Below are 14,133 nucleotides of genomic sequence, written 5' to 3'. Positions count from 1 at the left end.
GGCGTTGGTCATGACGGCCAGCGCCGCCTCGCGGGCTCGGCAGCGGCGACAGGCATGGACCTTGTAGCCGCTGAGGCCCTGACCCCCGGGGGGCACGCCCCTGCTAGACTGCGCTCCCTTTATTAGCCGAACCGCGCGCCGATGTCCTTCCCCGATTCCTTCGACTGGCTACCCCAGGCACCGCTGCAACGCTTGACCCTGGACTGGCTGGCCCAGGCCGGGGTCGAGGTGGCGGTACTGCGCCTGGAGCAGATCGATCCACTGATCAGCGGCAACAAGTGGTTCAAGTTGCTTGAATACCTGGCGGCGGCGCGCCAGGCCGGGGCCAGTGGAATCATCAGCCTCGGCGGTGCCCACTCCAATCACCTGCATGCCCTCGCCGCGGCGGGGCAACGCTTTGGTTTCGCCACCGCCGGCTTGCTGCGCGGTCATCCGCAAGACACCCCCACCGTGCTCGACCTCAAACGCATGGGCATGCACCTGCACTGGCTCGGTTATGGCGGCTATCGGGCGCGGCATGAGCCCGGGTTCTGGGCTCCCTGGCAAACCCAATACCCCCACCTGTACCCGGTGCCCGAGGGCGGCGGCGGCTTGCCCGGGGCGCGGGGTTGCGGGGGGCTGGTGGCGCAGGTGCGCCAGCAGTTGAGTGGGCTCGGTTGGGCGGATTATCACGGCTGGTGGCTGGCCTGCGGCACCGGCACCACCCTGGCCGGCCTGGTGCTGGCCGAACATGGCGCGCACCCGGTGTATGGCGCGCTGGCGGTGCCGGACGATCATGGGGTGGCGCAGAACGTCGAACGGATCCTGGGCGAGGCTGGGCACGCGGCATCGGGCTACGAGTTGCTTGACGCCAGTCGCGGTGGTTTTGCCAAGGTCGACCCGCCGTTGCTGGGGTTTATCGAGGCCAGTGAAGGTCAGAGTGGTATTGCGCTGGAGCCGCTGTACACCGGCAAGGCCTTGCTGGCGTTGCGGGAGGCGGTCGAGGCGCAGCGTTTTGCCCGGGGAACCCGCCTGGTGTTTGTCCACACCGGCGGCCTACAGGGCCGCCGGGGCATGTCCGGCACTGCTTAGCTGCGTTTGGGCAGCATCCGCAGCAGGGTGTTGTCGCGCATGAAGTAGTGGTGATACAGCCCGGCCAGGGCATGCAGGCCGATCAGCCAGTAGCCGATGGTGCCGCCCAGTACGTGCCAGCCTTCGATCTGCTTGGCCAGCGGCTTGTTTTCGGCGATCAGCAGCGGCAGGTCGATGCCGTAGAACATCACCTGATGCCCTTCGGCGCTGGTGATCAGCCAACCCAGGATCGGCATGGCAATCATGAACAGGTACAGCGCCCAGTGCATCAGCTTGGCCAGCCACTGCTGCCAGTTGGGCGGTGTCGGCACGATTTTCGGTGCCACCCCCAGGCTGCGTGCAAACAGGCGCAGCCAGACCAGCAAAAACACCGTCAGGCCGAGCATGAAGTGGGCTTCCTTGATCAGCGTCCGCCCGCCACTGCCTTTGGGAAAGATGCCGCGCAACTCAATGCAGGCGTAAACCACCGCCAGCAGCACCAGCATCAGCCAGTGCAAGGTGATAGAGACCGTGCTGTATCGAGCATCGGAGTTCTTCCAGGGCATACGACTTTCCTCACTCATCAGGGCTGAAACCTCCGTTCTTGAACGACGGAGTGCTTTAACTGTAATCCTGTTTGAGCCGGTCTGCCTTGACCGGGTACGAGGTTTAGGCCGCGCCGCATGAAAAACCCGTAAAAAAACGGCAGCCCCGCAACAGGCTGCCGTTTCGGTGGGTAAGGAGCCGATCAGCAGCCCTGGGGTGTCTCGCCTCGGGCCAGGCGCTGGTTGATGTCGGCGACCACCTGGGGCAGGTCGGCGAGGGTGTCGATCAGGTAGTGCGGGCGCGAGCTTGCGAACAGGGCGTGGATACGTTTGCGCTCGCTGGCCAGGGTCTCGCCGTCCAGGGCGCGATAGGCCTCGTAGCTCAGGCCCAGGGCGTTGCCGGAGCAGGTCAGGGCCACGGTCCACATGCCGGCGCGACGACCTTCGAGGATGCCGGGCACGGTGTCGTCGACCTTGACGCAGGCCGCCACATCCTCGATGCCCAGGGCAATCACGTTGGCCAGGGCCTGAGCAGGCCAGGGGCGGCCGTTGGGCACCTCATCGGTGGCCACCACATGGTCGGCGACGTAGCCATTTTTTGCCGCCAGCTGCACCACCTTATCCATCACCTGCTTCGGATAACCGGAGCACGAACCGATTTTCAGCCCCTGCTCGCGCAACTGGGCGATGGTGTCCAGGGCGCCGGGGATCAGGGCCGAGTGTTCGGCGATCTTTTCGATCTGCAGCGGCATGAAACGCTGGTAGATGGCCGTGACATCCTCATCGCTCGGGGCACGGCCGAAGGCTTTGCGGTAGCGCTCGGCCACCGACGGCAGGTTGCACAGGGTGCGGATGTGATCCCACTTGCCCATGCCCATCGGGCCGCGGGCTTCTTCGATGGACACCTGCACATCGAACTCGGCGAAGGCTTCGACGAAGATCTGGGTCGGCGCAAAGGAGCCGAAGTCGACCACAGTGCCGGCCCAGTCGAGGATGGCGGCTTGCAGGTGGCTGGGGGTGTTGTAGCTCATGGCGAAGTCCTGTTAGAGGCGGTTGATCCGCGTCGGCCGGAGGCCGGTGTTTAAAGGGCAGTCGGTGTGTTTGCTGCGGGCTGGGGTGTCAGATCTCCAGCACCTGCATTTCTTCAAGCGCCAGGGCGATGGCGGCCACCGCAGCCTGCATCTGCGCCGGGTTGATGTGGCCGATGCAGCCCACGCGAAAGGTTTCGACCTCGGTCAGCTTGCCGGGATAGAGGATGAAACCCTTGGCCTTGACCCGCTCGTAGAACGCCTTGAACTGGTAGCGCGGGTCTTGGGGGGCATGGAAGGTGACGATGATCGGCGCCTGGATCTGGGCCGGTAGAAAGCGACGAAAACCCAGGGCGACCATGGCTTCGATCAGGGCCTGGCAGTTATCGGCGTAACGCTGATGGCGCGCCGGCAAGCCGCCTTCTTCGGCGTACTGCAACAGCGCTTCGTGCAGCGCCGCGACCACGTGGGTCGGCGGGGTGAAGCGCCATTGGCCGGTCTTGGCCAGGTAGCTGTGCTGGTCGAACAGGTCCATGGCCAGGGAGTGGCTGTTGCCGGCGGCCTGGGCCAGGGCCTCCTTGCGGGCGAAGACCAGGCCCATGCCCGGCACGCCTTCCAGGCATTTGCCGGAGGCGGCGATCAGGGCGTCGAATGGCACCTGCCGGGCATCGATCGGCAGCGCGCCAAACGAGCTCATGGCGTCGATGATCAGGCGCTTGCCATGGCGGGCCGTGACCTGGGCAATGTCCGCCAGCGGGTTGAGGATGCCGGTGCTGGTTTCACAATGGATCAGCGCCACATGGGTGATGCCCGGGTCGGCCTGCAACAGCCGCTCGACATCGGCCGCGGTGGTCGGTTGGTCTTCGGCGGTTTCAAAGGTCACATGGGCGCGGCCGAGCACCTCGCAGATCTTCGCCAGGCGTTTGCCATAAGCGCCGTTGATCAGCACCAGGACCTTGCCATCGCGCGGAACCAGGGTGCCGATGGCGGCTTCCACGGCAAAGGTGCCGCTGCCTTGCAGGGGCACGCAATGGTGGCTGTCGGTCCCGTTGACGATGGTCAGCAAGTGCTCGCAGAGGCTGGCGGTCAGTTGGTTGAAGCCTTCGTCCCATGAGCCCCAGTCCACCTGCATCGCCTGACGGGTGCGCGCCGAGGTGGTCAGGGGGCCGGGGGTGAGCAGGAGGGGGGCGGCAGTGGTCATGCGGGGTCCTCGCAGGTGCGCTTTGGGGTGAAATCTACGGGGCCTAAATTGCAGTTTGGCTTGTCATCAATCAAATTGTTTGTTGTGATGCCAGCGATAAGTGAGGCTGATAGATATGAATTTATTCCAACTCCGCGCATTCGATGCCGTGGCCCGTGAAGGCAGCTTTACCCGGGCCGCGGCGCGGCTGTTTATCAGCCAGCCGGCGGTCACCGGGCACATCAAGGCGCTGGAGGAGCACTACCAGATCACCCTCTTGCGGCGGACCGCGCGCCGGGTCGAACTGACGGAGGAGGGCATCAAGCTGGCGGCCATTACCCGGGCCATGTTCAGTTTGTCCGAAGAGGCCCAGGCGCTGCTGGAAGCCAACCGCCAGTTGCTGAGCGGGCGCCTGGAGGTGGCAGCCGATGGGCCGCACCTGGTGATGCCGCTGCTGGCCCGCCTGCGTGAGCGGTATCCGGGCATCACCGTCAACCTGCGCCTGGGCAATGCCCAGGAAACCCTGGCGGCGCTGCTGTCCGAACATGCCGATATCGCCGTACTGACCGAAGTCGAGCCGCGCAAAGGCCTGCATTTGCATGCCTTGAGCGAGTCGCGGATCTGCGCCCTGGTGCCGGCCGGTCATCCATGGCTGGCCCGGCCCGAAGGCGTGCTTCTGGAACAGCTGGACCAGGTGATCATGGTCTTGCGTGAGCCAAGCTCGACCACTCGCCGCACGTTTGACCAGGCCTGCGCCCTGGCCCAGGTCAACCCTCGGGTGTTGCTGGAGCTGGACAGCCGCGAGGCCGTGACCGAGGCGGTCGCGGCCCAGTTGGGGGTGGGGGTGGTGTCGTCGGTGGAGGTCAGCCCCGACCCCCGGGTGCGGGCGCTGCCGATCATTGGCCAGGGGCTGGTCAACCGGCATTGGCTGGGGTGCATGGAGCGGCGCCGGGAGTTGCGCCTGATCCAGGCGTTCTTCGAGCTGGCGACGGAGTAAGGGCCCGCCCTGGCGCCATCGCCGATCTGACTTTTTGGTCGATTGGCGCCTTGAGGACGGGTAAACTTGCCCATCGCGTCGGCCAAATCCAACTCGACGCCATCGATCAAGAGAGTGAGTAATGGGCGCACAGTGGAAGGTTAAACACAAAGAAGCAGCAGCCAACGCCAAGGGCAAGATCTTCGGCAAGCTGGTGAAAGAGATCACCATCGCCGCACGCAACGGCGCAGACACCTCGACCAACGCGCACCTGCGTCTGGTGGTCGAGCAGGCGAAAAAGGCCTCGATGCCCCGTGAGACCCTGGAGCGTGCCATCAAGAAAGGTTCCGGCCAGCTGGGCGAAACCGTGCAATACCATCGCGTGACTTACGAAGGCTTCGCCCCGCACCAGGTGCCGCTGATCGTTGAATGCGTCACCGACAACATCAACCGCACCGTCGCTGAAATCCGCGTGGCCTTCCGCAAGGGCCAACTCGGCGCTTCCGGCTCTGTGGCCTGGGACTTCAACCACGTCGGCATGATCGAAGCATCGCCCGACAGCCCGGACGCCGACCCTGAGCTGGCGGCCATCGAAGCCGGGGCCCAGGATTTCGAGCCAGGTGAAGACGGCGCGACCCTGTTCCTGACCGAGCCTGCGGACCTGGACGCCGTGCAGAAAGCCCTGCCCGAGCAAGGCTTCACCGTGCTTTCGGCCAAGCTCGGCTACCAGCCGAAAAACCCGGTCAGCGGCCTCACCGACGAGCAGATGGCCGAAGTCGAAGCCTTCCTCGAAGGCCTGGACAACCATGACGACGTGCAAGACATGTTCGTCGGTCTGGCCGGCTAAGACGCAGACCCTGGCGGCCGTTCAGTTCAGCGGCTGCCAGGGTTGCCCCAGTCAAACCCCGCGCAATACCTCCAGCACCTCTTCAAAACCCGGCCGCGCCAGCACTTCTGGCTGACAGCAGCGGCTGACCAGTTGCTCCAGAGCCTCTCGTTGTGGGTCGCGCAGACCGCTGTCGGTGCGTTGCAGCAACTCCTCCAGCAGAATGCCGAAGGCCCGCACTTCGATCCGTTGCAAGGCTCGGGTTTGAGCCGTGTCCTGGGTCACGTGGAACGAGGCCGCGCCAAAATCCCCGAGCAGGCAATCGCCCTGCTGATTCAACAAGGTGTTGTGCCCGTACAGGTCGCCGTGGGTGATGCCCTGGGCGTGCAGGTGGGCGCCGACCGCAGCGATGCCACGGGCGATGCGCAAGGTTACTGGGCCATCGAAACGCTCGGTGTCGGCGTAGATATCCCGCGAGCAGGAGGCCAGGCTCGGCAGCCCCGCCAGGTTGCGGTAGCTGGGGTCGATCAGTTGCATCACCAGGCCATTTTGCGCCTCGGGGTGCCCGACCACGCGGCCTTCGACGCGGATCAGGTTCGGGTGCCGGCCAGCGGTGATGCAGGCGTTCATTTCATGCAGCGGCGAGCCGTCGCTGGTCATCTCGCCCTTGTACAGTTTGACCGCCACCGCCCGCGCGGCTTGCCCGGCAGGTTGCCATTGGGCTTGATAAATCACCCCCGAGGCGCCTTCGCCCAGGCGTTGCTGCAATTGCAGCTCGCTCCAGGGAATGTTCGGCGTGGCCTCCAGCGCCGCGGCATCGGCCTCGGACTCTAGCGGGTTGCCGGCGTAGGCCAGCCAGGTCAGGCGTGGCAGGGCGAGGAGGAACGGCGGCAATTCACGCAATTGGTTGGCAGCGATCCGCAGCAGCTCCAGGTTGTGGCACTGGCTCAGGCTCGGCGGCAGTTGGGTCAGACGGTTGCCCGCCAGCATCAGCTTTTGCAGCAGCGGGCGTCGGCCCAGTTCGTCAGGCAGCTCGCTGATGCGGTTGTCGGTCAAAATCAGCCAGCGCAGCTGCGGTGGCAGGGCAGCGGCTGGCACCTGCTCGATACGGTTGGCCTTGAAGCCGATCATGCTCAGTTGGGCGCACTGGCCGAGGCAGGCCGGCAGTTCGCTGAACAGGTTGTCGGAACAGAACAGCACCCGCAGGTGCGGCAGTTGGTGCAGGTCATCGGGCAGGCTGCTCAGGGCATTGCCACTGAGGTTGAGGATCTCCAGGGAGTCTGCCAGGTCGAAGATTTCCCGGGGGAACTCGGTCAGCCCGGCGCTCAGGTCCAGGCGCTTGATGCCCGCCAATTGGCCGGCTTGCAGTTGAGCAAGGGTATTCATGAACAGCTCCGACACTCGGCAGGAAGGCGACCCTGGAGCCGCACAAAAGGGCGCCATGATAGCGGCTGGCGCTGGGGGCGGCGATCACTGCCTCAGCCGAGCGGGGTCTGGGGGCCGATTTCCAGCAGTTGCCCCAGGCGGCTGCGGGTTCGCGCCAGGTCGATGGCGTTGCCGCCCAGGCTTTCGCGCAGGGGCAGTTCGCCGATCAGCAGCAGGCGCTTGTCCTGGTCGTAGAGCACGTCGATCAGGTTGATAAAGCGCTGCTGGGCGGCAATCGAACATTCACCCAGGTCCGGCAGCTCATCGATGATCCAGGTATCAAAGCGCCGGCTCAGTTCCAGGTAATCCATGACGGCGGTCGGCTGGTCGCACAGGTCGCTGAATTCGAAACGGACACTGCGCTGGTCGCACAATCGCGCCTGCAACACCCGCGCGCCTACCGTCAGGGCAAAGGCGGCGGTATTGCGGTCCGGCAACTGCAGGGCCTGGCGCTGTTGTGCCGTGCCGGGCCAGATGTAGTGGCCCTGGGTGAACACCTGCTGGGTGTGGGTGCGGGCCTGGCTGCGATAGTCGTGGGGGCCGCCGACTTCCATCACCTGCATGCGCGCGTTGATCAGCTCGATCACCGGTTTGAAGCGTGCGTGGTACAGCGGGTTGGGCAGCAGCCCCTCGGGCGGGTAGTTGGAGGTCACCAGCAGCACGATGCCGCGCTTGAACAGGGCCTTGAACAGGCGGGTGATGAGCATTGCATCGCCGATGTCATGCACATGGAACTCGTCGAAGCACAGCACCTGGCAGTGCTCCAGCAACTCGTCGAGGGTGGTTTCCAGGGCGTCCGTCTGCTGCCGATGGCGAAACATGCCCTGGTGCAGCTGGGCGAAGAAGTCGTGGAAGTGCAGGCGCTGTTTCTGCTCCAGGGGGATGGCGCGGAAGAATCCGTCCAGCAGCCAGCTCTTGCCCCGGCCCACCGCGCCGTGCAGGTACAGGCTGCGCACCTGCTGGCCATGGCCCTGGAGCAGGGCGCTGGCCAGTTGCGCCATGCAATCGATCACCCGCTGCTGGCTGTGGCTCAGGGTATAGCCCTGGTCCTGGGCCTTGTGCCGGAAGTAGTCGTGGATCAATCGGCTGCTGGCGCTGTTAGCCGCCGGCCGGGCGAACGCCTTGCCCAGCAGCGAGCGCAGGCGTGGCCATTTGGATGTGCGTTGCGAGCGGTTTGGCGGTAAGGCGGCCAATGAATTCACCCCGATCTGTTGCAGAGCCGCTCCCCCTGGAACTGGCGCGCTAATTTAACCAATCCAAAACTGTGCATCCAGTCTCATGCAAAACCCGAAAATAAATGAGACAGAACGTTACTGCTTGTACAGGTTTTATGCCCCGTAAAACCTGGGCTAAACCCCTTTTCAGGCTCAGGTCAGTCCATTTTCAATGGATCCAATCGTCCGGTGCGACTGGACGTTTATCGTTCGCTGGCTAACCTTCAGCCCAGAACGGGTTCCTCAAAAGGACTGGGGTTTGAATGGATTTTCGGTTTTGGCAGCCATGAGCGCGCTGCTCGCCAGCAACGCATGGGCCGCAGACCTGCACGTACAGGTGCGGGTCGATGTGCAGCGCGGCTGCCAGTTGATCGGTCAGCCACGCGAGGCCGGTATCGAGCAGCTTGGCGTGCTCGACTTCGGCAGCGCCGCGCGCCTGGACGACCGCGCCGGCCCCTTGGGCGCGGCCCTGATCAACGGCCGCCTGCCACGCCTGGAATGCAACCCGGACACCCCTTATCAACTGCGCGTCGACGGTGGCCTGCATGGCGGCGCGGGCGACGTGCGTTACCTGGCGAGCAATGAGCCCTCGACCCCACCCATCCCCTACCGCCTGTATCAGGACGCCGCCCGCCGTATTGCCCTGCCGGTGAATGTGCCGGTCAGTGGCCGGGTGCCCGACTCGGGGAGTGTGGACTTGCCTTTATATGGACGTATCGAACCGCTGGCCGGTGTCCCCCGCGCCAGCCTCTATTCCGATGTGGTGAAGGTCACGGTCACCTGGTAAAGCCAGGTGGATAGCGCTGTTCCGGTGGATCCGGACAGGCAGGGAAGCCGCTCGCGGTGAGCGGCCAGTGCAGGAGTCCTGATGGAATTAGGATGGGCGCAATGACACGCAGAACCTGGACCACGGTCGCGCTGGGTGCCTTGTTGCTGCTGGCTGACGACGCATACGCGGCGATCACCGGGCAGATCGACGCGCGCCTGGTGATCACCGCCAGTTGCCAGGTCAGCAGTGGCACCGGCGATGTGCCGGGGAGCCCGGTCAGCGATCCTGGGGTGCTGGATTTCGGCCAGCAGGGCCCGACCTGGAGCCGCCCGATCAACGCCAGCCTCAGTGACCGCGCCGACGACCCGCTGCATGTCTCGTGCAATTCCTCGGTCAGCGGTTTCACCGTGACCATCAATGGCGGCCTCAACGGCGACGGCACCACCCGGCGCTTGAGCAACGGCCGGCAGACCATTCCCTATCGTTTGTTTGTCGATGCTTCCGGAACCGACAGTTACCGCATCGGCCAGCAACGCAATTTTGCGGCGACCAACGGAACCCAGGTGCCCATACCGGTGTTCGGCTCGGTGGTCGCAAATACCCGTGCGGTTCCGGCGGGGATCTACACCGACATCCTGACGATCACCCTGGATTGGTAACTCAAAAGAGGAAGGACATCATGCACGCGCTTGTCTCTCGAATCGGCTGGTCATTGCTGGGCCTGGCCATGGTTTCAACGGCCCAGGCCGCCACCACCGTCACCGGCCAGATCAACTCGACCCTGACCCTGATCAGCAGTTGCCAGGTCAATGGTGTCGGCGGCAGCTCGTCGTTGAACTTCGGTACCTTGAGCTTCGGCACCGCCAACAGCCTGTTCACCGAGGCCGCTGGCCAGGTGCTCGGCGGTGGCGGCGGTGCGCTGTCGATTCTCTGCTCGTCCGGTACCACCCCGGCGATCAAGGTCCGTGCCGGGTCCCATGACGGCCAGTCCAGCGGCGGCTCGCGGGCCCTGGCCGATGGCAATGGCAACTTCGTGCCCTACGACCTGTACACCGATACCGGGCACTCGCAGTTGCTGGCCATTGACGGGGTGATCACCCTCGCCAGCAGCACCGGGGTGGCCCAGACCGTCAACCTGTACGGCAAGGCAGTGGGCAAGGCCGGGCTGCCGGCGGGCAACTACAGCGACACCATCGCCGTCGAACTGACGTTCTGATGCCATGGCCCGCCACCGTTGTGCGGCCCTGGCAGTGCTCTGTGCCTGCAGTGTCCCGCCGCCACTGGCGGCGGTGACCAGCCAGAGCTTCCAGGTCAGCGCCACCGTGACCGCCGGCTGCCTGGTGGTGGGCGGGGGCTCGAACTACGGCAACCTGGGGTTCGGCAGCCTGTCGGCGCTGTCCACCAGCACCGTGAGGGTCGCGCTGAGCGGCGGGGTGCAGCTGCAATGCACGCCGGGGGTGACCCTGAACATGACCGTCGACGGTGGGCAGTACAACAGCAGCGGGCGGCACATGCAGCTCAATAGCGGCAGTGCGCGGGTGGCTTATCAGTTGTTTCGCGATGCGGCCTACAGCCAGAGCCTGGGTATCGGCCAGAGCGTGGCGGTGGCCTACAGCGATGCCAATAACATCAGCCTGCCGATCTATGGGCAGGTGCAGTTGCCGGGCAATCAGCCTGGGGGGACATACAGCGATGTGCTGCAGGTGCAGCTGTCGTGGTGATGGAGCTGAGGGATCAAGGCCTTAGGGCATAAGGAGTGGCAGCATGTCTTCACCTTTATTTGCGCGGGTGCGGCGCGCGCGTTGCGCCCTGTTGGGGCTGGTGCTGCTGGGGGCGAGCCAGGTGCAGGCCGCCAGCTCGGTGCTGATCTGGCCGATTGACCCGGTGCTCGAAGCGGACCAGCAAGCCAGTGCCCTGTGGCTGGAAAACCGCGGCACCGAGACCGCGAACCTGCAGATCCGGGTCTTTGCCTGGAACCAGAGCGGTTTCGCCGACCAGTACCAGAACCAGCGCGACGTCATCGGCAGCCCGCCGGTGGCCAAGATCGAGCCCGGGCAAAAGCAACTGGTGCGCCTGACCCGAACCCGCGACGTGCCACCGGGCCAGGAGCTGGCCTACCGCATCATCATCGATGAAATCCCGTCGGCCGCGCCGGTCGCGGCCAACGGTGACAACAAGACCGCTGCGGCCATTCGTTTCCAGATGCGCTATTCGGTGCCGCTGTTTGCCTACGGACCGGGGCTCTGGAGCAAGGAAGACACCACCCGCAAGCGCGACCCCAAGGGGGCCGGAGTGCCGGACCTGAGCTGGCGCAAAGTGGCGGCGGACGGGCGCTCCTATGTCGAGGTGCGCAACCAGGGCGCGGTGCATGCGCGGCTGACCGATGTGGCGTTCAAGCAGGCGGGGCAGGCCAAGCCCCTGGTCGAGGGCCTGCTGGGGTACGTGCTGCCGGGGGCGGTGATGCGTTGGCCGGCCCCCGAGGCCCTGGCCGGCGACTCGACCCTGCAATGGCGGGTCAATGGCGCGCCACAGGTGCAGAGCCTGCCACCGACCCGCTAACCCGATGAGCTGATTCACCAGGTGGTCCTGACGCCGGCTTGCGCGCTTTCGGTGGCTGCGCGGCTGCGGGGGCGTGCGCCCCGCATAAGGACCAAGTCACACAACTGGCCGCAGCCGGAGTGCTCGCCAGGGGGCAGGGACAAGGCTGACCGCTTGTCTCGGGATGGAGATGTCCATAGATGGACGCACAATCAACATGAGCCTGGGGTCGGCTCGCTGTTTCTGGCGTTCAACCTGGTTGGCCAGCGGCCTGTGCGGGTTGCTGCTGGCGCCTGAGAGCCAGGCCGGCGACCTGCCGCCACCGCCCACGAGCCTGGAGGCCGTAACCGATGCTCAGCTGTATCTGGAACTGGTGGTCAATCAGCTCAATACCGGGCAGGTGGTGCCGGTGCAGCAGCGGGCCGGGCATTTTCTGCTGCCGGTCAGCGTGCTGCGGGCCAGCGGCATGAAGCTGCCCGAGACCTTGCCCGACGAGATCGATCTGGACAGCCTGCCGGGGCTGCACAGCGAGTACGATAGCCAGGGCCAGCGCCTGCTGTTGAATGTGCCGGCGAACTGGTTGCCCGAGCAGTGGGTCGGCAGCCGCCAGGCCTATCCGCAGACCGAGGCCCGCACCAGCTTCGGTGGTTTGCTCAATTACGACCTGTACCTCAATGACACCGATGATGCCGGCACCTACCTCGCGGCCTGGAACGAAGTGCGGCTGTTCGACAGCTGGGGCACGCTGTCCAATACCGGGCAGTATCGGCGCACGCTGTCCGGCGCGGGCAACGGCAGCCTGAATAACGGCTATCGGCGCTACGACACCACGTGGCATTACTCCGACGATGTGCGGATGCTGACCTACGAGGCCGGGGACCTGGTCAGCGGCGCGTTGCCCTGGAGCAACTCGGTGCGCCTGGGCGGGGTGCAACTGTCCCGGGACTTTGGCGTGCGCCCGGACCTGGTGACCTACCCCTTGCCGCAGTTCGCCGGGGAAGCGGCGGTGCCGTCCTCGGTCGATCTGTTTATCAATGGCTACAAGTCCAGCAGCGCCGACCTGCAACCCGGTCCCTATACCCTGACCAACATTCCGTTTATCAACGGTGCGGGGGAGGCGGTGGTGGTGACCACCGATGCCCTGGGGCGGCAGGTATCGACCACGGTGCCGTTCTACGTCACCAGCACCCTGTTGCAAAAAGGCCTGACGGATTTCTCGGTGACCGCCGGGACCCTGCGCCGGGACTACACCGTGCGCGATTTCGGTTATGGCCCCGGCGTGACCTCGGGCAGCCTGCGTTACGGCCTGAGCGACAGCCTGACCCTGGAAAGCCACGCCGAAGCCTCGGACTCCCTGACCCTCGGTGGGGTGGGGGGCAACCTGCGCCTGGGCAATTTCGGCGTGCTCAACACCGCCCTCAGCCAAAGCCGCTTCGACGGCGATGGCGGCCAGCAACTCAGCTTCGGCTATCAATACAGCAGCCAGCGCTACAGCCTGGCCTACCAACGCATGCAGCGCCATGAGCGCTATGCCGACCTGACCGTGGTCGACAGCCCCTATGCCAGCCTCAGCCAGCGCAGCGAGCAAGTCACCCTGAGCCTCAACCTCGAGCGTTACGGTAGCCTCGGTGCGGGCTATTTCGATGTGCGCGCCGCCGATGATTCGCGCACCCGGCTGCTCAACCTGACCTGGAGCAAGTCACTGTGGGGCAACAGCAGCTTCTACCTGTCGGCCAACCGCGAGATCGGTGACAGCGACTGGGCGATGCAGGCGCAACTGGTGATCCCCTTCGACCTGCGCGGCAGCCTGAGCATCGGCAACGAGCGCAGCAAGGCCGGTGAGAATCGCCAGCGGGTCAACTACAGCCGCTCGGTGCCCAGCGAGGGCGGGGTCGGTTTCAACCTCGGTTATGCCCATGGCGACGGCCCGGCCTACCGTCAGGCCGACCTGACCTGGCGCCTGCAATCGGTGCAGTTGCAGGCCGGGGTCTATGGCAGCAGCGAAGCCCAGAGCCGTTGGGCCGATGCCAGCGGTTCGCTGGTGTGGATGGACCGCCAGGTGTTCGCCGCCAACCGCATCGACGACGCTTTTGTGGTGGTCAGTACCGGCGGTTACCGGGATATCCCGGTGCGCTACGAGAACCAGTTGGTGGGCCAGACTGACAAGAACGGCCACCTGCTGGTGCCCTGGAGCAGTGCCTACTACCGCGGCAAGTACGAAATCGACCCGTTGAACCTGCCGGCCAACGTGCAGAGCCCGAATGTCGAGCAACGGATCGCCGTGCGGCGCGGCAGCGGCTACCTGCTGGAGTTTCCATTGAGCCGGATCATCGCCGCCAGCGTGGTGCTGGTGGACGCCCGGCAGCAGGAATTGCCCCTGGGCAGCAGCGTCCAGCATGAGCAGAGCGGGACCTGGGCCGTGGTCGGCTGGGACGGCCTGGTGTACCTGGAGAACCTGGCGCCGCAAAACACCCTGCACGTGACCCTGGCCGACGGCCAGACCTGCAGTGCGCAATTTCCCGTCGATATGCAACAGCAGCAGGTGCCGCTCATCGGGCCCTTGCTGTGCCAATGAGGCCGGA

General features: G+C 65.2%; 14 protein-coding genes. 9 read left to right on the top strand and 5 right to left on the bottom strand.

Translation table 11 applies throughout. The annotated features are described in order from the left end of the window. Window positions 1-141 precede the first annotated feature (141 nt). Window positions 142-1,071, top strand: a complete 930-nt coding sequence (locus CF161_RS11820; RefSeq protein ID WP_020296808.1) for a 1-aminocyclopropane-1-carboxylate deaminase/D-cysteine desulfhydrase — start codon at window positions 142-144, stop codon at window positions 1,069-1,071. Here CF161_RS11820 and CF161_RS11815 read toward each other — a convergent pair. The 3 genes from CF161_RS11815 to CF161_RS11805 all read right to left on the bottom strand — a co-directional run bounded on the left by CF161_RS11815 (window position 1,068) and on the right by CF161_RS11805 (window position 3,824). Then, the gene (locus CF161_RS11815; RefSeq protein ID WP_020296807.1) at window positions 1,068-1,616 is read right to left on the bottom strand and encodes a cytochrome b; all 549 of its coding nucleotides are present in this window, start codon (window positions 1,614-1,616) and stop codon (window positions 1,068-1,070) included. The two genes, CF161_RS11820 and CF161_RS11815, sit on opposite strands and share 4 nt — an antisense overlap. A 182-nt stretch (window positions 1,617-1,798) precedes the next feature. After that, complete coding sequence (gene phnX / locus CF161_RS11810; protein WP_020296806.1) at window positions 1,799-2,626, bottom strand: phosphonoacetaldehyde hydrolase; 828 nt, start codon at window positions 2,624-2,626, stop codon at window positions 1,799-1,801. Window positions 2,627-2,714: 88 nt separating this feature from the next. Next, window positions 2,715-3,824 (bottom strand): 2-aminoethylphosphonate--pyruvate transaminase, encoded by a 1,110-nt coding sequence (locus tag CF161_RS11805; protein WP_020296805.1) that lies wholly within the window; start codon window positions 3,822-3,824, stop codon window positions 2,715-2,717. Between the two features lie 115 nt (window positions 3,825-3,939). On the opposite strand from CF161_RS11805, the gene CF161_RS11800 reads away from it, so the two are divergent. Together CF161_RS11800 and CF161_RS11795 are read left to right on the top strand one after the other, a co-directional pair. Next, on the top strand, window positions 3,940-4,800 hold the full coding sequence (locus tag CF161_RS11800; protein ID WP_020296804.1) for a LysR substrate-binding domain-containing protein: 861 nt from the start codon (window positions 3,940-3,942) through the stop codon (window positions 4,798-4,800). Between the two features lie 121 nt (window positions 4,801-4,921). Beyond that, complete coding sequence (locus tag CF161_RS11795) at window positions 4,922-5,626, top strand: YebC/PmpR family DNA-binding transcriptional regulator (RefSeq protein ID WP_020296803.1); 705 nt, start codon at window positions 4,922-4,924, stop codon at window positions 5,624-5,626. Window positions 5,627-5,677: 51 nt separating this feature from the next. Here the strand turns inward: CF161_RS11795 and CF161_RS11790 are convergent, their stop codons facing one another. Both CF161_RS11790 and zapE read right to left on the bottom strand, forming a co-directional pair. After that, the gene (locus CF161_RS11790; protein ID WP_020296802.1) at window positions 5,678-6,991 is read right to left on the bottom strand and encodes a leucine-rich repeat-containing protein kinase family protein; all 1,314 of its coding nucleotides are present in this window, start codon (window positions 6,989-6,991) and stop codon (window positions 5,678-5,680) included. 92 nt (window positions 6,992-7,083) lie between these two features. Continuing rightward, window positions 7,084-8,223, bottom strand: coding sequence for a cell division protein ZapE (gene zapE / locus CF161_RS11785; protein WP_043229226.1), 1,140 nt, complete (start codon window positions 8,221-8,223; stop codon window positions 7,084-7,086). A 307-nt stretch (window positions 8,224-8,530) separates the two neighbouring features. Here zapE and CF161_RS11780 point away from each other — a divergent pair, with 307 nt between their 5' ends. The 6 genes from CF161_RS11780 to CF161_RS11755 all read left to right on the top strand — a co-directional run bounded on the left by CF161_RS11780 (window position 8,531) and on the right by CF161_RS11755 (window position 14,126). After that, window positions 8,531-9,031, top strand: coding sequence for a spore coat U domain-containing protein (locus CF161_RS11780; protein WP_020296800.1), 501 nt, complete (start codon window positions 8,531-8,533; stop codon window positions 9,029-9,031). A gap of 101 nt (window positions 9,032-9,132) precedes the next feature. Continuing rightward, entirely contained in the window at window positions 9,133-9,672 is a 540-nt protein-coding gene (locus tag CF161_RS11775; protein WP_020296799.1) for a spore coat U domain-containing protein, read from the top strand. Window positions 9,673-9,692: 20 nt separating this feature from the next. After that, window positions 9,693-10,229 (top strand): spore coat U domain-containing protein, encoded by a 537-nt coding sequence (locus CF161_RS11770; RefSeq protein ID WP_020296798.1) that lies wholly within the window; start codon window positions 9,693-9,695, stop codon window positions 10,227-10,229. 4 nt (window positions 10,230-10,233) lie between these two features. After that, complete coding sequence (locus CF161_RS11765) at window positions 10,234-10,734, top strand: spore coat protein U domain-containing protein (RefSeq protein ID WP_020296797.1); 501 nt, start codon at window positions 10,234-10,236, stop codon at window positions 10,732-10,734. 43 nt (window positions 10,735-10,777) lie between these two features. Further along, window positions 10,778-11,572 carry a molecular chaperone gene (locus CF161_RS11760; RefSeq protein ID WP_020296796.1) on the top strand — a complete coding sequence of 265 codons (795 nt, stop codon included), beginning with the start codon at window positions 10,778-10,780 and terminating at the stop codon, window positions 11,570-11,572. A gap of 196 nt (window positions 11,573-11,768) precedes the next feature. Next, window positions 11,769-14,126 carry a fimbria/pilus outer membrane usher protein gene (locus CF161_RS11755; protein ID WP_020296795.1) on the top strand — a complete coding sequence of 786 codons (2,358 nt, stop codon included), beginning with the start codon at window positions 11,769-11,771 and terminating at the stop codon, window positions 14,124-14,126. Window positions 14,127-14,133: the final 7 nt, after the last annotated feature.

Source organism: Pseudomonas sp. CF161 (assembly GCF_000416215.1).
Lineage (GTDB): Bacteria > Pseudomonadota > Gammaproteobacteria > Pseudomonadales > Pseudomonadaceae > Aquipseudomonas.
Note: the sequence above shows the minus strand (reverse complement) of the source record. Positions and strands in the feature narration are given on the sequence as shown.

Coding starts and splice junctions, on each gene's coding strand:
- CF161_RS11795 (WP_020296803.1), top strand. CDS start 4,922: ATGGGCGCACAGTGGAAGGTTAAACACAAAGAAGCAGCAGCCAACGCC.
- CF161_RS11775 (WP_020296799.1), top strand. CDS start 9,133: ATGACACGCAGAACCTGGACCACGGTCGCGCTGGGTGCCTTGTTGCTG.
- CF161_RS11760 (WP_020296796.1), top strand. CDS start 10,778: ATGTCTTCACCTTTATTTGCGCGGGTGCGGCGCGCGCGTTGCGCCCTG.
- CF161_RS11805 (WP_020296805.1), bottom strand. CDS start 3,824: ATGACCACTGCCGCCCCCCTCCTGCTCACCCCCGGCCCCCTGACCACC.
- CF161_RS11780 (WP_020296800.1), top strand. CDS start 8,531: ATGAGCGCGCTGCTCGCCAGCAACGCATGGGCCGCAGACCTGCACGTA.
- CF161_RS11770 (WP_020296798.1), top strand. CDS start 9,693: ATGCACGCGCTTGTCTCTCGAATCGGCTGGTCATTGCTGGGCCTGGCC.
- CF161_RS11815 (WP_020296807.1), bottom strand. CDS start 1,616: ATGCCCTGGAAGAACTCCGATGCTCGATACAGCACGGTCTCTATCACC.
- CF161_RS11755 (WP_020296795.1), top strand. CDS start 11,769: ATGAGCCTGGGGTCGGCTCGCTGTTTCTGGCGTTCAACCTGGTTGGCC.
- CF161_RS11790 (WP_020296802.1), bottom strand. CDS start 6,991: ATGAATACCCTTGCTCAACTGCAAGCCGGCCAATTGGCGGGCATCAAG.
- CF161_RS11800 (WP_020296804.1), top strand. CDS start 3,940: ATGAATTTATTCCAACTCCGCGCATTCGATGCCGTGGCCCGTGAAGGC.
- CF161_RS11765 (WP_020296797.1), top strand. CDS start 10,234: ATGGCCCGCCACCGTTGTGCGGCCCTGGCAGTGCTCTGTGCCTGCAGT.
- CF161_RS11820 (WP_020296808.1), top strand. CDS start 142: ATGTCCTTCCCCGATTCCTTCGACTGGCTACCCCAGGCACCGCTGCAA.
- phnX (WP_020296806.1), bottom strand. CDS start 2,626: ATGAGCTACAACACCCCCAGCCACCTGCAAGCCGCCATCCTCGACTGG.